16 protein-coding genes are annotated in these 16,419 nt (G+C 70.3%); 11 read left to right on the top strand and 5 right to left on the bottom strand.

Annotated features, from left to right (window positions below; genetic code table 11):
- The first annotated feature begins 87 nt into the window (after window positions 1–87).
- The 3 genes from ACFV9C_RS18310 to ACFV9C_RS18300 are packed head-to-tail and all read left to right on the top strand — an operon-like array spanning window position 88 to window position 5,188.
- Window positions 88–1,857 carry a prolyl oligopeptidase family serine peptidase gene (locus tag ACFV9C_RS18310; RefSeq protein ID WP_380195010.1) on the top strand — a complete coding sequence of 590 codons (1,770 nt, stop codon included), beginning with the start codon at window positions 88–90 and terminating at the stop codon, window positions 1,855–1,857.
- Window positions 1,854–3,506 (top strand): ABC transporter ATP-binding protein, encoded by a 1,653-nt coding sequence (locus tag ACFV9C_RS18305; RefSeq protein WP_380195009.1) that lies wholly within the window; start codon window positions 1,854–1,856, stop codon window positions 3,504–3,506. Before ACFV9C_RS18310 ends, ACFV9C_RS18305 begins: the two co-directional genes overlap by 4 nt.
- Window positions 3,503–5,188 carry an ATP-binding cassette domain-containing protein gene (locus ACFV9C_RS18300; RefSeq protein WP_380195008.1) on the top strand — a complete coding sequence of 562 codons (1,686 nt, stop codon included), beginning with the start codon at window positions 3,503–3,505 and terminating at the stop codon, window positions 5,186–5,188. Before ACFV9C_RS18305 ends, ACFV9C_RS18300 begins: the two co-directional genes overlap by 4 nt.
- On the opposite strand, the gene ACFV9C_RS18295 is transcribed toward ACFV9C_RS18300, so the two are convergent.
- Window positions 5,167–5,781, bottom strand: a complete 615-nt coding sequence (locus ACFV9C_RS18295) for a DNA-binding response regulator (protein ID WP_380195007.1) — start codon at window positions 5,779–5,781, stop codon at window positions 5,167–5,169. The two genes, ACFV9C_RS18300 and ACFV9C_RS18295, sit on opposite strands and share 22 nt — an antisense overlap.
- A 76-nt stretch (window positions 5,782–5,857) precedes the next feature.
- On the opposite strand from ACFV9C_RS18295, the gene ACFV9C_RS18290 reads away from it, so the two are divergent.
- Together ACFV9C_RS18290 and ACFV9C_RS18285 are read left to right on the top strand one after the other, a co-directional pair.
- Window positions 5,858–6,397 carry a DUF5946 family protein gene (locus ACFV9C_RS18290; RefSeq protein ID WP_380195005.1) on the top strand — a complete coding sequence of 180 codons (540 nt, stop codon included), beginning with the start codon at window positions 5,858–5,860 and terminating at the stop codon, window positions 6,395–6,397.
- Between the two features lie 331 nt (window positions 6,398–6,728).
- Window positions 6,729–7,340 (top strand): transglycosylase family protein, encoded by a 612-nt coding sequence (locus ACFV9C_RS18285; RefSeq protein WP_380195004.1) that lies wholly within the window; start codon window positions 6,729–6,731, stop codon window positions 7,338–7,340.
- Window positions 7,341–7,407: 67 nt separating this feature from the next.
- Here ACFV9C_RS18285 and ACFV9C_RS18280 read toward each other — a convergent pair whose 3' ends face one another.
- Genes ACFV9C_RS18280 through ACFV9C_RS18270 form a run of 3 tightly spaced genes read right to left on the bottom strand, consistent with a single transcriptional unit; the run spans window position 7,408 to window position 9,281 of the window.
- Complete coding sequence (locus ACFV9C_RS18280) at window positions 7,408–8,058, bottom strand: hypothetical protein (RefSeq protein WP_380195003.1); 651 nt, start codon at window positions 8,056–8,058, stop codon at window positions 7,408–7,410.
- 4 nt (window positions 8,059–8,062) lie between these two features.
- Window positions 8,063–8,704, bottom strand: coding sequence for a Pr6Pr family membrane protein (locus tag ACFV9C_RS18275; RefSeq protein WP_380195001.1), 642 nt, complete (start codon window positions 8,702–8,704; stop codon window positions 8,063–8,065).
- Window positions 8,705–8,744: 40 nt separating this feature from the next.
- On the bottom strand, window positions 8,745–9,281 hold the full coding sequence (locus ACFV9C_RS18270) for a hypothetical protein (protein ID WP_380195000.1): 537 nt from the start codon (window positions 9,279–9,281) through the stop codon (window positions 8,745–8,747).
- A 78-nt stretch (window positions 9,282–9,359) separates the two neighbouring features.
- Between ACFV9C_RS18270 and ACFV9C_RS18265 the strand changes: the two genes are divergently transcribed.
- The 3 genes from ACFV9C_RS18265 to ACFV9C_RS18255 all read left to right on the top strand — a co-directional run bounded on the left by ACFV9C_RS18265 (window position 9,360) and on the right by ACFV9C_RS18255 (window position 12,687).
- Window positions 9,360–9,959 (top strand): TetR/AcrR family transcriptional regulator, encoded by a 600-nt coding sequence (locus ACFV9C_RS18265; RefSeq protein ID WP_380194998.1) that lies wholly within the window; start codon window positions 9,360–9,362, stop codon window positions 9,957–9,959.
- 71 nt (window positions 9,960–10,030) lie between these two features.
- Window positions 10,031–10,546 carry an AAA family ATPase gene (locus tag ACFV9C_RS18260; RefSeq protein ID WP_380194996.1) on the top strand — a complete coding sequence of 172 codons (516 nt, stop codon included), beginning with the start codon at window positions 10,031–10,033 and terminating at the stop codon, window positions 10,544–10,546.
- Between the two features lie 32 nt (window positions 10,547–10,578).
- The gene (locus ACFV9C_RS18255) at window positions 10,579–12,687 is read left to right on the top strand and encodes a molybdopterin-dependent oxidoreductase (protein WP_380194995.1); all 2,109 of its coding nucleotides are present in this window, start codon (window positions 10,579–10,581) and stop codon (window positions 12,685–12,687) included.
- Here ACFV9C_RS18255 and ACFV9C_RS18250 read toward each other — a convergent pair.
- A complete protein-coding gene (locus tag ACFV9C_RS18250; RefSeq protein WP_380194993.1) occupies window positions 12,653–13,735 on the bottom strand; it encodes a LacI family DNA-binding transcriptional regulator in 1,083 nt (360 codons plus the stop codon). The genes ACFV9C_RS18255 and ACFV9C_RS18250 overlap by 35 nt on opposite strands.
- A gap of 200 nt (window positions 13,736–13,935) precedes the next feature.
- Here ACFV9C_RS18250 and ACFV9C_RS18245 point away from each other — a divergent pair, with 200 nt between their 5' ends.
- The 3 genes from ACFV9C_RS18245 to ACFV9C_RS18235 are packed head-to-tail and all read left to right on the top strand — an operon-like array spanning window position 13,936 to window position 16,378.
- Window positions 13,936–14,685, top strand: coding sequence for a sugar phosphate isomerase/epimerase family protein (locus tag ACFV9C_RS18245; protein WP_380194991.1), 750 nt, complete (start codon window positions 13,936–13,938; stop codon window positions 14,683–14,685).
- Window positions 14,682–15,779: a Gfo/Idh/MocA family protein gene (locus ACFV9C_RS18240; RefSeq protein ID WP_380194989.1), complete on the top strand. Its 1,098-nt coding sequence runs from the start codon at window positions 14,682–14,684 to the stop codon at window positions 15,777–15,779. Before ACFV9C_RS18245 ends, ACFV9C_RS18240 begins: the two co-directional genes overlap by 4 nt.
- On the top strand, window positions 15,776–16,378 hold the full coding sequence (locus tag ACFV9C_RS18235; RefSeq protein ID WP_380194987.1) for an SGNH/GDSL hydrolase family protein: 603 nt from the start codon (window positions 15,776–15,778) through the stop codon (window positions 16,376–16,378). Before ACFV9C_RS18240 ends, ACFV9C_RS18235 begins: the two co-directional genes overlap by 4 nt.
- Window positions 16,379–16,419 lie beyond the last annotated feature (41 nt).

Raw genomic sequence — 16,419 nt, 5'->3', positions numbered from 1 at the left:
GTGGGGATTCCCGCCCAGGGCCGACCTGTCTGCGGGTAGCTCCGGGCCGGTGGGCTCGTTGTGTTGGTGGGAGAGGGGAGAAGTGAGGTGATCGATTCCGTGCAGTCCTACCCATGCGCCGAGCGTCTGACGCTCGTGGAGCAGGTGCACGGCACTACCGTTGCGGATCCGTACCGCCGGCTCGAGGACCCGTCCGCCGCCGAGGCGTGGCAGCGGGACCAGGACGAGTTGTGGCTGACGTACGCCGCTTCGCTGAGCACGAGGTTCCGCTGGAAGAACCGTGTCCGCGCGCTGTCCGCCGTCAGCAGCGTGTCCACGCCGGTCCGCCGCGGCGGTCGCTGTTTCACGCTGCGCCGTGCGGCCGGGCGGCACGCCGTGCTGTTCGCCGATGAGACGCCGCTGATCGACGTACGGCAACTGGATCCGAGCGGGCTGACGACGCTCGACGCGTGGCAGCCGTCGCCGGACGGCACCAAGGTCGCGTTCCAGCTGTCCAGAGGCGGCACCGAGGAGTCGACGCTGTCCGTCCTCGACGTCGACAACGATCAGCTGGTCGACGGCCCGATCGACGGCTGCCGGTACTCCCCCGTGGTCTGGCTTCCAGACAGCCGCACCTTCTACTACGTCCGCTTCCGTCAGGTACGCCGCCACGCGCTCGGCGACCCGGATGACACCACGATCCTCGCGGACGAGGCGACGTACGGGCTGGAGCTCAGCGCGGGCCGCTGGCTGACGATCTGTACGCCGAGCGACCTGTGGTTCCAGGATCTGGCGACCGATCCGGCGCCGAAGCACCTCCCGACCACGGACACCACGATCATGTCGGTGGGTCCGGACGACCGCCTGTACGTCGTGACGCCCGGGCGGATCCGGGTCGGCGATCCGGCCGCGCCGACGGTCTGGCACGACTACCTCGCACCGGAGCAGCCGCTGACCGGCCTGGCGGTCCTCGACGACGTCGTACTGGTCAGCTCCGCCACCGGGATCACCGTGCACGACCGGCTGACCGGCGAACGCCGCGGCACGGTCGGCCTCCCGGGACACGGGTCGGTCGGCTCGCTGAGCGCCGACGGGAACCGGGCCTGGTACACCTACACGGACAGCGTGACCCCGCCGACCGTCCGCTGCTACGACCCCAGCACCGACCAGCCGACCGAGGCACGCGCTGTGCCGACCGAGCTCACCATCATCGGCACGCCAGGTCCCACGATCCTCTACGGGTACGGCGGTTTCGGGCAGGAGCTGACTCCGACGTACTCCGCGTTCGCGCTGGCCTGGGTGGAAGCGGGCGGGTGCTTCGTGACCGTGAACCTCCCCGCCGGCACCCGGCACGACAAGCAGCGGGTCATCGACGCGTTCATCGACGCGGCCGAGCGCCTGATCGCCGACGGGTGGACCACCGCGGACCAGCTCGCGATCTGCGGCGAGTCGAACGGCGGGCTGCTCACCGCGGCCGCGCTCACCCAGCGCCCGGAGCTGTTCGCCGCCGCGGTCTGCTCGGCGCCGCTGACCGACATGGTCCGCTACGAGCTGTCCGGGCTCGGTGAGCGGTGGACGGCGGAGTACGGGACGGTGCAGGACCCCGACGACTTCCGGAGCCTGCTCGCCTACTCGCCGTACCACCGGGTCGTCGACGGGGTGAAGTATCCGGCCGTGCTGCTGACCGCGTTCGGGAACGACACCCGCGTGGATCCCTTGCACGCAAGGAAGCTGACCGCGGCACTGCAGCACGCGACCGCCGGTCCGCGCCCGGTCCTGCTCCGCTTCGAGCCGGACGCCGGCCACACCACCGGCGGCATCAGCCTCGCCGCCGACATCCTCGCCTTCGTCGCCGACCAGACCGGGCTCCAAGCATGATCACCTTCAAAGAGGTGGCCAAGCATGGGCGCGGGTGGCTTCCGTTGATCGGGCTGAATGCCCTGATCGGCAGCGGGGTCACGTTGGCGCTACCGACTGTTCTCGGGCGTTCGGTCGACTCGATCGTGGCCGGCGACGGCTACGCGCGCTGGCTGATCGTCGCGGCCTCGCTGATCGGGCTCGGGATCGCGGCCAGCATCGTCGACGCGTTCGCGGGCGCGGCCTGCGTCGCGGAAACGACCGCCTGGCTGCGGAACCGCCTGGTCCGGCACGTCGTCCGCGGCGGTCCGGACGGCTCCCGCGACTTCGAGACCGGCGACCTGGTCACCCGGGTCTCGGCGAACGCGACCGACGCCGCCCAGGCCGGACCGGCCCTGGTGACCGCGATCGCCGCGATCGCTCCCCCACTCGGCAGCCTGATCCTGCTGGCCGTCATCGACCCGTGGCTTGCGGCCGCGTTCTTCGGTGGCGTGCTGCTGGTGATCCTGGTGCTCTGGACCTTCGCCAAGCGCACCGCCGACGTCAGCCTCGCCTACCAGGAGACCCAGGGCCGGATCGCCGCGCTGCTGTCGGAGTCGCTGACCGGCATCCGCACGATCCAGTCCGCCGGTACGACGGACCGCGAGGAGCGCCGCATCCTAGGCCTGCTCCCCGAGCTCCACCGGCACGGCGTCGTCACCTGGCGGATCCTGGCCCGCTCCGGCGCCCAGGCCGCGGTCGTCGGCCCGCTCGTCCTGGTCGCCGTACTGGCCGTCGGCGGCCTGCAACTGGTGGCCGGCAACGTCACCGCGGGCGAACTGTTCGCCGCCTCGCAGTACGCCGTCCTCGGCGCCGGGCTCGGCAACCTGACCGGCGTCCTCGGCGAACTGGCCCGCGCCAAGGCCGGCGTCCGGCGGTCCGCCGAGGTGATCGCGATCGAGCCGGTCCCCCACGGAACGCTCTCGCTCCCTCGCGGTTCCGGGCAGCTGACGTTCGACGGCGTCAGCGTCGTCGCGAACGGGAATCTCCTGCTGGACAACGTGAATCTCGACCTCCCCGGCGGCGTCACGATCGCGGTCGTGGGTCCGAGTGGCGCCGGCAAGTCCGTCCTCGCGGCGGTCGCGGCGCGGCTGCGGGACCCGTCGACCGGACAGGTGTCGCTGGACGGCGTACCGCTGCAGGCCGTCAGCCGGCGCGTACTGCGGCACGCGGTCGGCTGCGCGTTCGAACGCCCGCAGCTGGTCGGCCGGACCGTCGGCGAGGCGATCGACCCGCACGCGGTGAGCCCGATCCGGACCCTGGCCGCGGCCCGCGCCACGCACGCGCACGACTTCGTCAGCCGGCTGCCCGACGGGTACTTCACCTCGTTGCGCAAGGCCCCGATGTCCGGCGGCGAACGTCAGCGCCTCGGCCTGGCCCGCGCCTGGCCCGCGCGCCGGTTGCTGGTCCTCGACGACGCCACGTCCAGCCTGGACACCGCGACCGAACGCCAGATCACCCGCACCCTCACCGAGGACCGTCGGCACCGCACCCGCCTGATCGTCACCCACCGCCCCGCCACCGCGGCGCGCGCCGACCTGGTCCTCTGGCTCGACCACGGCCGCGTCCGCGCACTGGCCCCACACGCCGACCTCTGGCAGAACACGTCGTACCGAGCTGTCTTCGGATGAAACGAGAGCTGTCGTACGGCGCGGGTGCGCTGCGGAAGAAGGCCACGCTTCGGTTGATCGGGTGGTCGGTTCCGGAGATCCTGCCGACGGCGGTGTACGGGATCGCGGTGGCGCGGGCGACGGACAGCTTCCTTGCCGGGCAGGCCTGGCACGGAATCGCGTGGCTCGGTGGGCTGGTCGCGACGGCGGGCCTCGGCGCGGCCGGGGCGCGGCAGGTGTACGGGCGGCTCGGCGAGCTGGTCGAGCCGTTGCGGGACGATCTGGTCCGGCGGGTCGTCGGCGGCGCGCTCCGCACCGGCGACGACGGCGCGGTGGCCAGGCTGAACCGGCAGGTCGAGATCGTCCGCGACACGTTCGCCGGGCTGGTCCTCGTACTGCGGAGCTTCGCGGTGACGTTGTTCGGCGTACTCACGGGGTTGTTGTCGCTGGCGCCGATCGTCGCGGCGTTCGTGGTCCCGCCGTTCCTGCTCGGGTTCGCGTTGTCGCTGGCCGTGCTCGGGATGGCGGCGGACCGGGCGCGGGCGTCGCTGGCCGCGGACGAGCAGCTGGCGGCCGCGGCGGGCATGGTGTTCGGCGGGGTGCGGGACATCACCGCGACCGGGACCGAGGAGTACGCCGAATGGCTTGCGGAGCAGCCGATCCAGGCACATGCGGCGGCCGAGCGGGCGCTGGCGAAGGTGTCGGCGCTGCGGACGTTGTGCTTCGCGGTCGGCGGGTGGCTGCCGTTGCTGATCCTGCTCGCGACCGGGCCGTGGCTGGTCGGGCGCGGCGTCAGTACGGGTACGTTGCTGGGCGGGCTGACCTACGTACTGATCGGCTTGCAGCCCGCGTTGAACACGGTGATGAACGCGCTGGGCGACAGCGGTCTGCGGTACGTCATCACGCTCGGCCGGATCCTGGACACGTCGACTCCGGCGCAGCGCCAGCGGCCGGTCGACGAGCTGACCGGGTACCAGGTACGGCTGCGCGGGCTGACGTTCGCGTACGGGCCGAGGGCGGAGCCGGTGCTGGACAAGCTCGAGCTGACGATCGCCGAGGGCGAGCATCTGGCCGTCGTCGGGCCGAGCGGTATCGGCAAGTCGACACTGGCCGGGCTGGTGTGCGGGATTCTCACCCCGACCGGCGGACGGCTGCTGCTGGGCGGCGCGCCGCCGACCGAGATCAGTACGGCGCGGCTCGCGCAGACCCGGGTGCTGATCCCGCAGGAGGCGTACGTCTTCACCGGATCGGTCCGCGACAACCTGGCATATTTGTTGCCCGACGCAACAGACGCGCAGCTCGAGTTCGCCGTACAGGCGGTCGGCGCCGGCCGGTTGGTCGAGCGGATCGGCGGACTGCACGCCGGGGTGAAGCCGAGCGAGCTGTCCGCCGGTGAGAAGCAACTGCTCGCACTGGTCCGCGCCTACCTGTCGCCGGCGCCGCTCGTCGTCCTCGACGAGGCGACCTGTTTCCTCGACCCGGAGGCCGAACGCCAAGCCGAGGAGGCGTTCGCGAGGCGCCCCGGCACGTTGATCGTGATCGCGCACCGGATCAGCTCCGCGCTGCGCGCCCGCCGCATCCTCGTCCTGGACGGCAACCAGGCCGCGCTCGGCACCCACCCCGCGCTGATGCGCACGTCCCGGATGTACCGCGACCTGCACGGCAACTGGAGCCCCAGCACTCAGATCCAGCCGGCCTCGTAGGCCTTCCGGATCGCCTCGATCCGGCTCCGCGAACCCGTCTTGGCGAGGATCCGCGACAGGTAGTTGCGGACCGTGCCCGTGCTCAGGCTGAGCGTGCGGGCCACCTCCTGCGCCGTCGCGCCGGTGGTGACCTGACGCAGCACCTCGCACTCCCGATCCGTCAACGGGTTGTCCCCGGCCTTCAGAGCGGCCACAGCCAGCCGTACGTCGACCACGGGCAGCCCCTTCGCCACGTCGCGAACCGCCTGCACCAACTGGTCGATGGTCGCGTCGGTGGCGATCAGCCCGATCCGCGGCGCCTGCTTGACCAGCGCGAGACTGGTCGCCGGGATCGCCTCGTGGTCGATCAGCACGAGCACGCCGCGCCCGGCGAGCTTGCGGCAGAGCTCCTCGATCCGGATCCGGCCGGGCAGCTGCGGGTCGAGCAGGAACACGTCCGGGCGCCGGCCGGCCACCTGGAGCACGTCCTCGGCGCGGTCCACGTCCGCCACCACGTCGAGGTCGTTCTCCCGTGCCAGCACCGCGGCCAGCGCGCCACGCACCAACGTGCCTCGATGGCCGAGCGCCACTCGGATCACCGCTACTGCCCCCATCACATCTGTCTGCCTCAGCCGCCCCCAGCGACGAAACTCACATGCCGGGCGGCGGTACCCGTGCTTCGATCAACGAGTGAACTCCCCGGATGACACGCACGCGTCGACAGTTTGTCCAGGCTGCCGCGCCGTACTGCCCCGCTCCGAGTGGCCGGGGACCACGAAGTACAACGCGACCCCGGAGTGCACGGAGGTCGCCGGCGAGCTGCTCGGCTTCGAGGTCGAGCACGCCGCCCGGCTCGGCTACCTGCACCAGCTCCGGATCGACGCGTACGGCGCCCAGCACGTCCACCCGGACGCCCCGCCGATCGGCCCGGTGTTCGCCCTGAACGGCCTCTACATGTTCCTCGAACGCGGCTCCGGGAACGTCGCGGTCCGGACCGCGCACGGCATCATGGCGAACTCGTACGACGACTGGCCGCGGCTCGTCCCGCCGGCCCGGGCCGGCGAGCTGACGGCGTACGACGTACTCACCGCCGGCGGCGTCGACGAAGTTGAGTCGACCCTGCTCAGGTGGGCCCGCGAGGTGTGGGAGTCGTGGCCGGATGCTGAGCGTGAAACGGTCCGGAATCTGACCGTGGAGCTGGTCCCGGAACGTTATTTCGAGCACATCTAAACCGATCGGTTTCAGCCCCCCGCGAATCGGCGTGTCAGGGCCGGAAACCGTTCTGTTGTTGGGGTTTCGGAACCTCAGCGAATGGAAAAAGTTCGGGGCAGATTCCGATCTGGGGTTGCGTTTCCGGAGAACCTCACCGAGGATGACTCAGGTCGCGCCGTTACCGGGGCGTGACCATTCGGACGCTGTCCTGTTACCTGCAGTGAAACGGGTCCGATTGCCCCCACCCCTGCACGGGGGGCCTGGTGTGCTCCACCATGCCCAAGTTCACAAGGAGCAGTTTCAGATGTCCAAGGCTCGACATGCGCGCGCCCGGCGAAGCACTCGCCGGGTGGCCAGAACCATTTCCATCGCCGGTCTGGGAGCCGGTATCACCGCCGTGGGAGCGGCCTCGGCCTTCGCGGCCGACAACTACACGGTCAAGGCCGGCGACACGCTCTCGCAGATCGCCCAGGCCAACGGCGCCGACTGGCACCAGCTGGCCCGCCTGAACCACCTTCAGGACCCGAACCTGATCCTGATCGGGCAGACCCTGACCCTCGCCGGCACCCCCTCCGCCAGCGAGGACCAGACCCCCCGGGTCACCCCGAAGGCGGAAACCCGCAAGTCGGACTCCGGCGACTCGAAGACGAAGAAGTCCGACTCGAACCGGACCAGCCGTTCCGCGGACCGCCCGCAGGCGGGCAACGGCGGCGGCGGCAAGGCGAACCTCAGCGGCGCCTGGGCCAAGGTCGCGAACTGTGAGTCCAGCGGCAATCCGCGCGCGGTGAACTCCGGCGGCTACTACGGCCTGTTCCAGTTCGACCTGCAGACCTGGCGCAGCGTCGGCGGCTCCGGCAACCCGACGAACGCGTCGGCCGGCGAGCAGCTGATGCGGGCGAAGAAGCTGTACTCGCAGCGCGGCGCCTCCCCGTGGCCGGTCTGCGGCCGGTTCCTTCGCTGACCCGGTGATGCCGGGCGGGCGGTAGGTCGACCGTCCTCCCACCGCCTGCCCGGCACCCCGGACCGCGTCAGTCGCGCGTGATCACCAGCATCTCGTTCGCACCGACCTGGAACTCGTAGGGGACCTTGCGGATCTCGCAGGTCACGCCCTCGAGCGATGCCAGCAACTCCGGCAGCCAGCCGATCGGCTCGCCGGCACCCTGCAGCACCAGCGGGAAGATCCGCACCTCGGCGTTGCTGACCCGGATCAGCTCCCGCAACGCGGCCGCGTGCCAGTCCCGGTCGTACTTGTCGGCCCACGTGAAAAGCAGGTGCGAGCACAGCACCAGCTCGAACCGGCGGTCGCCGAACGGCAGCTCCGGCAGCCCGGCGGCGACGTACCGCTCCGGCGCCGCCGCCACGTCCTGCAGGAACCGGTCCGCCGCCTCGATCCGGTACTGGTCCTTCCGTTCCGGCGATCCGTACCAGTGCCAGACGAAACTCCCCTGGTGCTCGTCCACGATCCCGGACGTCGCCGGCAGGCTCTTGCGGACGCTGTCGACGAGCTCGGGATGATCCAGCTCGTACGCCGGATCGGCGGCGATCGCGTCCACCCCGCGGGCCGCGGCCTCGGCGGTGAAGCCGGCGCCTCCCGCGCAGCAGTCGAGCACGGAGTCGGGGAGTTCCTTCAGGTCGAACATCGCTTCGTACTCGGCGTACGAGCGCGAGGTCACCAGCACGGGTCTACCTTTCGACGGTTCTCTTCCGGTGCAAGCGGCCGTCGAGGGCGTTCGCCCCGGCCGCCAGAGCCAGGAACAGTACCGCCACCAGCAGACAGTTCAGCAGCACCCGTCCGTACCCGTGCTCGTCGACGTCGACGAACGGGTACGGATAGAAGTGCACGAACGCGCCGCGGACCAGCGTGAACACCAGCCAGAGCAGCGGGTACACGATCGACCAGCCGACGATCCGCCAGTCGATCGTGCCGCGCGGGCCGAACAGCAACCAGCCCAGTACGCCGGCCACCGGGGCGGCGGTGTGCAGCAGGAAGTTCGCGACCGCTGCCCCGCCGTGCAGGTTGTCGAGGCCGGCGAGCACCGCGTGGTAGACGATGCCGGTGACCGCGATGCAGAGCACGCCGTTCAGCCGCAGCGTCCTGAACAGGGTGCTCTCCGGGCGATCCGGCTGCGCCGCGAGCAGCAGCGCCGTACCGCCGAGCAGCAGGTTCGACTGGATGGTGAAGTACGCGAACACGTTGAAGACGCGCTCCGGGTTGTCCGGGAAGAACCCCTCGTGCCCGTTCGCGGTGACGATCAGCTGGATCACGATCCCCAGCACGACGATCAGCCCGGTCACCGCAGCCCAGATCCGCCCAACCGTTGTCATGCCGGAAATGTACGACGAGTGACCGCGCGAACCGTGGACGTCAGACCGACTGCTTTTCCGCGGTGCGGCCGAACGAGTAGCTGAACGACACGATCGCGTCGATCACCAGCACCAGCGTCCACGGTCCGGCCGGCGCCAGCAGCGCGTCCCAGCCGCGACCGGAGAGCAGGCCGAGGAGCAGCATGATGCCGACGCCGACGCCGTACGAGATCAGGTGCCGGAACCAGCCGGCGCGTTCGTGCCGCGCGCGCTCCGGTCCCTTCTTCGGCAGCTTCGGCGGGCGCGACGCACCGGCCAGGAAGTGCGCCGCCCACTTGTCCGCCCACTTCAGCGTCTGGTGGCCGAAGCCGACGCTGACGCCGACGAAGATCGCGGCCAGCGAGTGCTTGAACGACGGCGCCGCACCACGCTGGATGTCGACGACGCTCGCGACCAGCAGCACCACGTCGACCAGCGGTACGGCGGCGAGCAGCACCATCCCGGTCCGGCGCAGCCGTAGCAGGTACCGCGTCACCAGGCCGGCGGCCAGCAACACCCAGAAGCCGATCTCACACGCGGCGATCACTGCGAGCAGCACGGGTCGTCCCCTTCCGGGATTGTTTAAGTACGACTGTGTTGTAAACCAGACTAACACAGGTGTGCTAAAAAGGATTCCATGCCGAAGATCGTCGACCACGCCGCCCGCCGCGAGGAGATCGCCGAAGCGCTCTGGCGGGTGGTCCGCCGGGACGGGATCCGGGCCGCGTCGGTGCGCACCATCGCGGCCGAGGCAGGCTGGTCCGCGGGCGCGGTGCGCTACTACTTCCCCGACCAGGACGGGCTGCTCAGCTTCGCGATGGACCTGGTATCGCGCCGGGTGACCGAGCGGATCGGCGCGATCGCGCCGAAGGGCAGCGTGCCGAACATCGTGCTGCGCTACCTCGACGAAGTGCTGCCGCTGGACGCGGAACGGCGCGCGGAGTTCGACATCTGGCTCGCGTTCATGGCGCAGGCCCAGGCCGAGACCGGCGCGGGCACACTGCACACCCATACGGAGACCGTGCACAACCAACTGCGTGAACTGTGTACGTCGCTGATCCGCGCACTCGCGGACGAGGGGTTGCTGAAGGACGGCCTCGACGTACGGCGTGAGGTCGAGCGGTTGCACGCCCTGCTCGACGGGCTCGCCCTGCACGCGGCGATCCAGCCCGAACGCACCACACCGACTCGTGTCCGTCAGTTGATGCGGCACCACATCGAGTCACTGCTGGCCTGACACCCCTTGTTTTCGACAAGAATCGCCGATCGTCAGGACTAAACCGCGGCGGCACGTGGCACGATCGCGGCATGGAGTCCGAGGGGGTGATCGTCGTCAGCGGAATCATGGCGGCGGGGAAGTCGTCGGTGTCCCAGATGCTCGCCGAGAGGTTCGAGTACGGCGTGCATCTGCGGGGGGACGTTTTCCGGCGGATGATCGTCAGTGGGCAGGCCTCGATGGCCGACGACGTGATCGCGGCGCAGCACCAGTTGCAGCTGCGCTACCGGCTGGCCTGCCTGGCCGCCGACGAGTACGCGCGCGCCGGGTTCACCGTCGTACTGCAGGACGTGGTGATCGGTGAGTTGCTGCGCGAGTTCCTGGACGGGATCCGGACCAGGCCGCGGTACCTCGTCGTCCTGACGCCGCGGCCGGAGGTGATCTCCAGCCGGCTCGGCGGAGCGCATCATCTGGTCGACGAGCTCGACTACGAGCTGCACGCGTTCAGTCCGCGGCGCGGGTTGTGGCTGGACAACTCGGACCTGTCGGTCGGCGAGACCGTGGACGCGATCCTCGGCCGGCTCGACGAGGCACGCTTCGACTCGTAGCGGCCGCGGCTACCCGAGGGTAGTTTGAAGGGATGACCGTACGGCGGACGTCCTGCAACCTGTGCGAAGCGATCTGCGGAGTGCTGGTGACGGTCGAGGACGGCCGGGTCACCGACATCCGCGGTGACGAGTCGGATCCGCTGTCCCACGGTCACATCTGCCCGAAGGCGGTCGCGCTCCGCGATCTCCAGGACGACCCGGACCGGTTGACGACGCCGGTACGCCGGAGCTCCGACGGCTGGCAGCCGATCGGCTGGGACGCGGCGTACGAGCTGATCGCCGAGCGGCTGACCGGGATCCAGCGCGAGTACGGACGGAACGCCGTCGGCGTCTACCTGGGCAACCCCAACGTGCACAGCCTCGGCGCGCTCACGCACATGCCGACGATGGTCCGGCAGCTGCGGACCCGGAACAAGTTCAGCGCGACGTCGATCGACCAGCTGCCGCAGATGCTGTCGTCGTACCTGCTCTACGGGCACCAGTTGATGGTCCCCGTCCCGGACATCGACCGGACGTCGTACCTGTTGATGCTCGGCGCGAATCCGCTCGCGTCGAACGGCAGCATGATGACCGCGCCGGGTTTCGGACGACGTTTGAAGGAGGTGCGGAAACGCGGCGGAAAGGTGGTCGTCGTCGATCCGCGCCGGACCGAAACGGCGGCGGTTTCCGACGAACACCATTTCGTCCGTCCGGGAACGGATGCGGCATTCCTGCTCGCAGTGATCCACGAGGTGATCTCGCAGGGATTGGCGCATCCTGCGGCGTACGTCGACGGGCTGGCGACGGTCGAGGCCGCGGTGGAGAAGTGGACGCCGGAACGCAGCGCCGCGATCACCGGGATCCCGGCCGACGTGATCCGGCGGGTGGCGACCGAGTTCGCGACGGCCGGGCGAGCCGCCTGTTACGGACGGGTCGGGGTGTCGACGCAGCAGTTCGGGGCGATCTGCCAGTGGGCGATCCAGGTGCTCAACATCATCACCGGGAACCTCGACCGGCCCGGCGGCACGATGTTCCCGCGGCCGGCGGTGAACACGCTGCTCGGCCTGGGCCGCGGGCACGTCGGGGTGTGGAAGAGCCGGGTCCGCGGGCTGCCCGAGTTCGGCGGGGAACTGCCGGTGTCGACGATGGCCGAGGAAATCCTGACGCCCGGCGACGGGCAGATCCGGGCGCTGGTGACGGTGGCCGGCAACCCGGTGCTGTCGACCCCGGACGGGCGCCGGCTGGACGAGGCGCTCGGGTCGCTGGACTTCATGGTCGCGGTCGATCCGTACATCAACGAGACGACCCGGCACGCCGACGTGATCCTGCCGCCCGCGCCGCCGCTCGAGCGCGACCACTACGACATCGTCTTCCACCAGCTCGCGGTCCGGAACACGGCCCGCTGGAACGACGCCGTCCTCCCGAAGCCCGCGGCGGCACGGCACGACTGGGAGATCTTCCGCGACCTCGGGCTCGCGCTCGTACGGCGTACTCCCTGGAGCCGGCGTCGTGCCGAGGCGACGGCGCGGCTGCGGGTCCCGCCGCGCTGGATCGTCGACGCCGGGCTACGGATCGGGCCGTACCGGCTGTCGGTCGGGAAGCTGCGCCGCTCGCCCGGCGGGATCGACCTCGGCCCGTTACAGCCCGCGTTACCCGGAGCACTACAGAAGTCGGCCAAGCGGATCGACCTCGCGCAACGGATGATCCTCGACGACCTCCCCCGGCTGGACGCCCTGCAGCCGTTGTCCACGGACGAACTGTTGCTGATCGGCCGCCGGCATCTGCGGAACAACAACTCCTGGATGCACAACTCCGCCCGGCTGGTGAAAGGCCGGCCGCGGCACCAGTTGCTGATGCACCCGCACGACCTGGCCGACCGCGACCTCGCCGACGGCCAGCTCGTCACGATCACCTCCGCGGCCGGCTCGATCTCCGTAGAAGTTGCCGCCAGCAACGACATCATGCCCGGCGTAGTCAGCCTGCCCCACGGCTTCGGCCACAACCGCGACGGCGCCCGGCTGACCGTAGCGAATCAGGTCGCCGGCCCGAGCATCAACGACATCACCGACTCCGCGTTCACCGATCCGACCGCCGGCACCGCCGCGGTCAACGGCGTACCGGTCACCGTCACGGCCTGCACCGCGCCGAGCTCTCCCGGATGATCAGTAGTGGCGTCGAGTACAGGTGGGCCCGCGGCTGGGCGCCGGCCTGTACGTCAAAGAGGCGGCGTGCGACCTCGGCGCCGTACCCGACGACGTTGTGGCTGAGGGCGGTCAGCGTCGGGTGCGTGATCCGGCAGAGCGTCGAGTCGTCCCAGGCGACCAGCGTGACGTCGTCCGGGATGCGAAGGCCGAGCGCCTGCGCGACCGCGAGTCCGGCGACCGCCATCAGGTCGTTGTCGTAGACGATCGCGGTCGGCCGCCCGGCCAGTAACTCCCGGGTCGCCTCGGCTCCGGCCGCCGCGGAGTAGTCGGTGTGCCGGGTGATCGCGGTCAGCCCGAGCCGGCGTACGGCGGTGTCGAACGCCTGGTCGCGGATCCACACGTCACCGAACTCGGGCGGTCCGGCGATCCGCGCGATCAGCTGGTGCCCGAGCGACGCGACGTGGTCGAGCGCCGCGGTCATCGCCGCCGTACTGTCCGTCCACACGCACGGCATCCCGTCCGCCAGCGCCGGATCCCCGACCAGGACGGCCGGCAGCCCGAGCTTCCGCACGACCGGGATCCGCGGGTCGCCGACCCGCAGGTCGACCACGATCACGCCGTCCACCCGGCGCTCGGCGGCCCATTTCCGGTACGTCGCGAGCTCCGCGCCGAGGTCGGCCACCACCTGCAGGGACAGCGCGTACGAGTGCTCCGCGAGGACCGACTCGACGCCACCGACGAAGCCCATGAAGTACGGCTCCTCGACCAGCGTCTGCGGGGTCCGCGCGAGCACCAGCCCGAACGTCTCGCTGCGCGCCGCGGACAGTTGCCGGGCGGCCGTGTTCGGCACCCATTCCAGCTCGGCGGCGACCCGCAGCACCCGCGCCCGGGTGGCCGCGGAGACGCCGGGCCGGTTGTTGAGGGCGTACGACACCGCCCCTTGCGAGACCCCGCACCTGCGCGCGATCTCCTTGATCGTCACATGAGCCACGACACCCTCCTCACCGGGCGCCCGGACGAACCGGTCCGGACCTCCAGTGTGCGCGTCGATCAGACTCTCTGTCATCAATCAACCACAGAAGGTGATCATTTGATCAAACCCCATCCTCTGGGGAAACTCTCAGGTGACCGCCCAGTCGTTGGGCGGAGGGTGGTGTGGACGGGCCGCCGTGGGATACGGTTTCCTTCGTTACTTAACCGGTTCGGCTTATCAGACGGCGCAAACCCCAAGGGCAGCGGGCGACGCGCCGCCGACAAGGAGAAACCATGGTCGCAAAGGACCACCTGTCCCTCCAGCTGTACACGGTCCGGGGCAAGCTCGAGGAAGACTTCGACGGCACCCTGGCCCGGATCGCGGAGATCGGCTACACGACGGTCGAGCCCTTCGGGGTGACGGCCTTCGCCGATCGCCTCGCCGAGGCGCTGCCCAAGCACGGTCTCTCGGCCCCGACCACGCACGCCGGCCTGCTCCGCGAGGACAGCGCCCCGATCTACGCGGCGGCGAAGCGGCTCGGCATCACCACGGTGATCGACCCGCACACCGACCCGGCGCGCTGGCAGACGGCCGACGGCATCAAGGAGATCGCCGACGGGCTGAACAGGGCCGCCGCCGAGGCCGCCGACCACGGCATCACGGTCGGCTACCACAACCACCAGTTCGAGCTCGAGGCGAAGATCGACGGCGCGCACGGCCTGGAGATCCTGGCCGACAACCTGGCCGACAACGTGATCCTCGAGGTCGACACGTACTGGGCCGCGGTCGGCGGTGCCGACGTACCGGCGCTGCTGAAGAAGTTCGGCGAGCGGGTCACCGCGATCCACGTCAAGGACGGCGACGGGACGCTGAACAACAAGGCGCAGGTCGCGGTCGGCGACGGCACCATCGCGGTCCGGGACATCCTGGCCGCGGCGCCGCAGGCCCTGCGGGTCGTCGAGCTGGACGACTTCACCGGCGAGATCTTCGACGCGGTCGAGGGCTCGTACGCCTTCCTCACCGGAGAGGGTGCGCCTGAATGAGTGCGGTCGGCGTAGGTGTGATCGGCGCCGGAGTGATCTCCGACGCCTACATCAAGAGCATGCAGAGCTTCCCGGACCTGAAGGTCGTCGCGATCGGCGACCTCCGCCCGGAGGCGGCCGAGGCGAAGGCCAAGGAGTACGGCATCGAGGCCCACGGGGGTCCCGAGGTGGTGCTGGACAACCCGGACGTCGAGATCGTGGTCAACCTGACCATCCCGGTCGCGCACGTCGAGGTGGCCCTCGCGGCCGTTGCCGCCGGCAAGCACGTGTGGAGCGAGAAGCCGTTCTCCCTGGACCAGGACAGCGGCCTCAAGTTGCTGGCCACGGCGAAGGACGCGGGCGTCCGGCTCGGCTGCGCGCCGGACACCATCCTCGGCCCGGGGCTGCAGGAGTCCCGGCGGATCATCGAGCGCGGTGACATCGGTACGCCGCTGACCGCGCTGACGCTGTTCCAGTCGCCCGGCCCGGAGTCCTGGCACCCGAACCCGGCGTTCCTGTTCCAGGAGGGCGCGGGCCCGCTCTGGGACATCGGTCCGTACTACCTGACCACGCTGGTGCAGCTGCTCGGTCCGGTCGCCGCGGTCGCGGGGATCGGCTCGAAGTCGAAGGAGAAGCGCACGATCGGATCCGGTCCGCTGGCGGGGACCGACTTCGACGTGACCGTGCCGACGCACGTCAGCACGATCGCTCGCTTCGAATCCGGCCAGTCGTCGCAGAGCATCTTCAGCTTCGACTCGCCGCTGTCGCGGGGCGGGTTCGTCGAGATCACCGGCGCGGAGGCGACGCTCGCCGTACCGGACCCGAACGGGTTCGACGGTGCGATCAAGATCCGCCGTCGCGGTGCGGAGGACTGGGAGACGATCGCGGAGACCAAGGCGGTCGCGCAGCGCGGTACCGGCGTACTCGAGATGGCGCGCGCCATCCGGGCCGGCCGGCCGCACCGGGCGACCGGGGCGCTGGCGTTCCACATTGTCGACGTGATGGCCTCGATCACCGACTCGATCGACACCGGCGCGTTCGTCGACGTGCAGAGCACCGTCGAGGTGGCGCCGATCCTGCCGGACGACTGGGACGTGACGGCGGCCACCCTGTGAGCATCGTTCTGGACCCCCGGCGGACCGTGGTGTTCGCCGGGGACTCGGTGACCGACTGCGGCCGCCGTACCGATCCCTCCGGGCTCGGTGACGGGTACGTCCGCAATCTGTACGACGACTTCGGCGACAACCGGCCGACCGTCGTCAACACCGGCATCAGCGGCAACCGGGCGGTCGATCTGGCCGCCCGGTGGGCCGACGACGTGCTGGCCCACGACCCGGCGCTGGTGTCGATCCTGATCGGGATCAACGACACCTGGCGGCGGTACGACGAGAACGACCCGACGACGGCGGAGTCCTTCGAGGCGTCGTACCGCGCGCTGCTCGATCCGCTGTCCTGTCCGGTGGTGCTGATGGAGCCGTTCCTGCTGCCGGTCAAGGACGGGCAGGACGCATGGCGCGAGGACCTCGACCCGAAGCTCGAGGTGGTCCGGAAGCTCGCGGTCGAGTACGGCGCGATCCTGGTGCCGACCGACGTCGAACTCAGCAAGCAGGCCGCGTCCGCCGGACCGGCCGCACTGGCGGGTGACGGCGTCCACCCGTCGCCGGCCGGCCATCGGGCGCTCGCCGATCTCTGGCGACAGTACGTCCTCGACTGAGCTGCTCCCCCCTGGTTCGGCAGGGGGAGCAGTGCAGTTTC

It is taken from the genome of Kribbella sp. NPDC059898, from assembly GCF_042730855.1.
Taxonomy (GTDB): Bacteria; Actinomycetota; Actinomycetes; order Propionibacteriales; family Kribbellaceae; genus Kribbella.
Note: the sequence above shows the minus strand (reverse complement) of the source record. Positions and strands in the feature narration are given on the sequence as shown.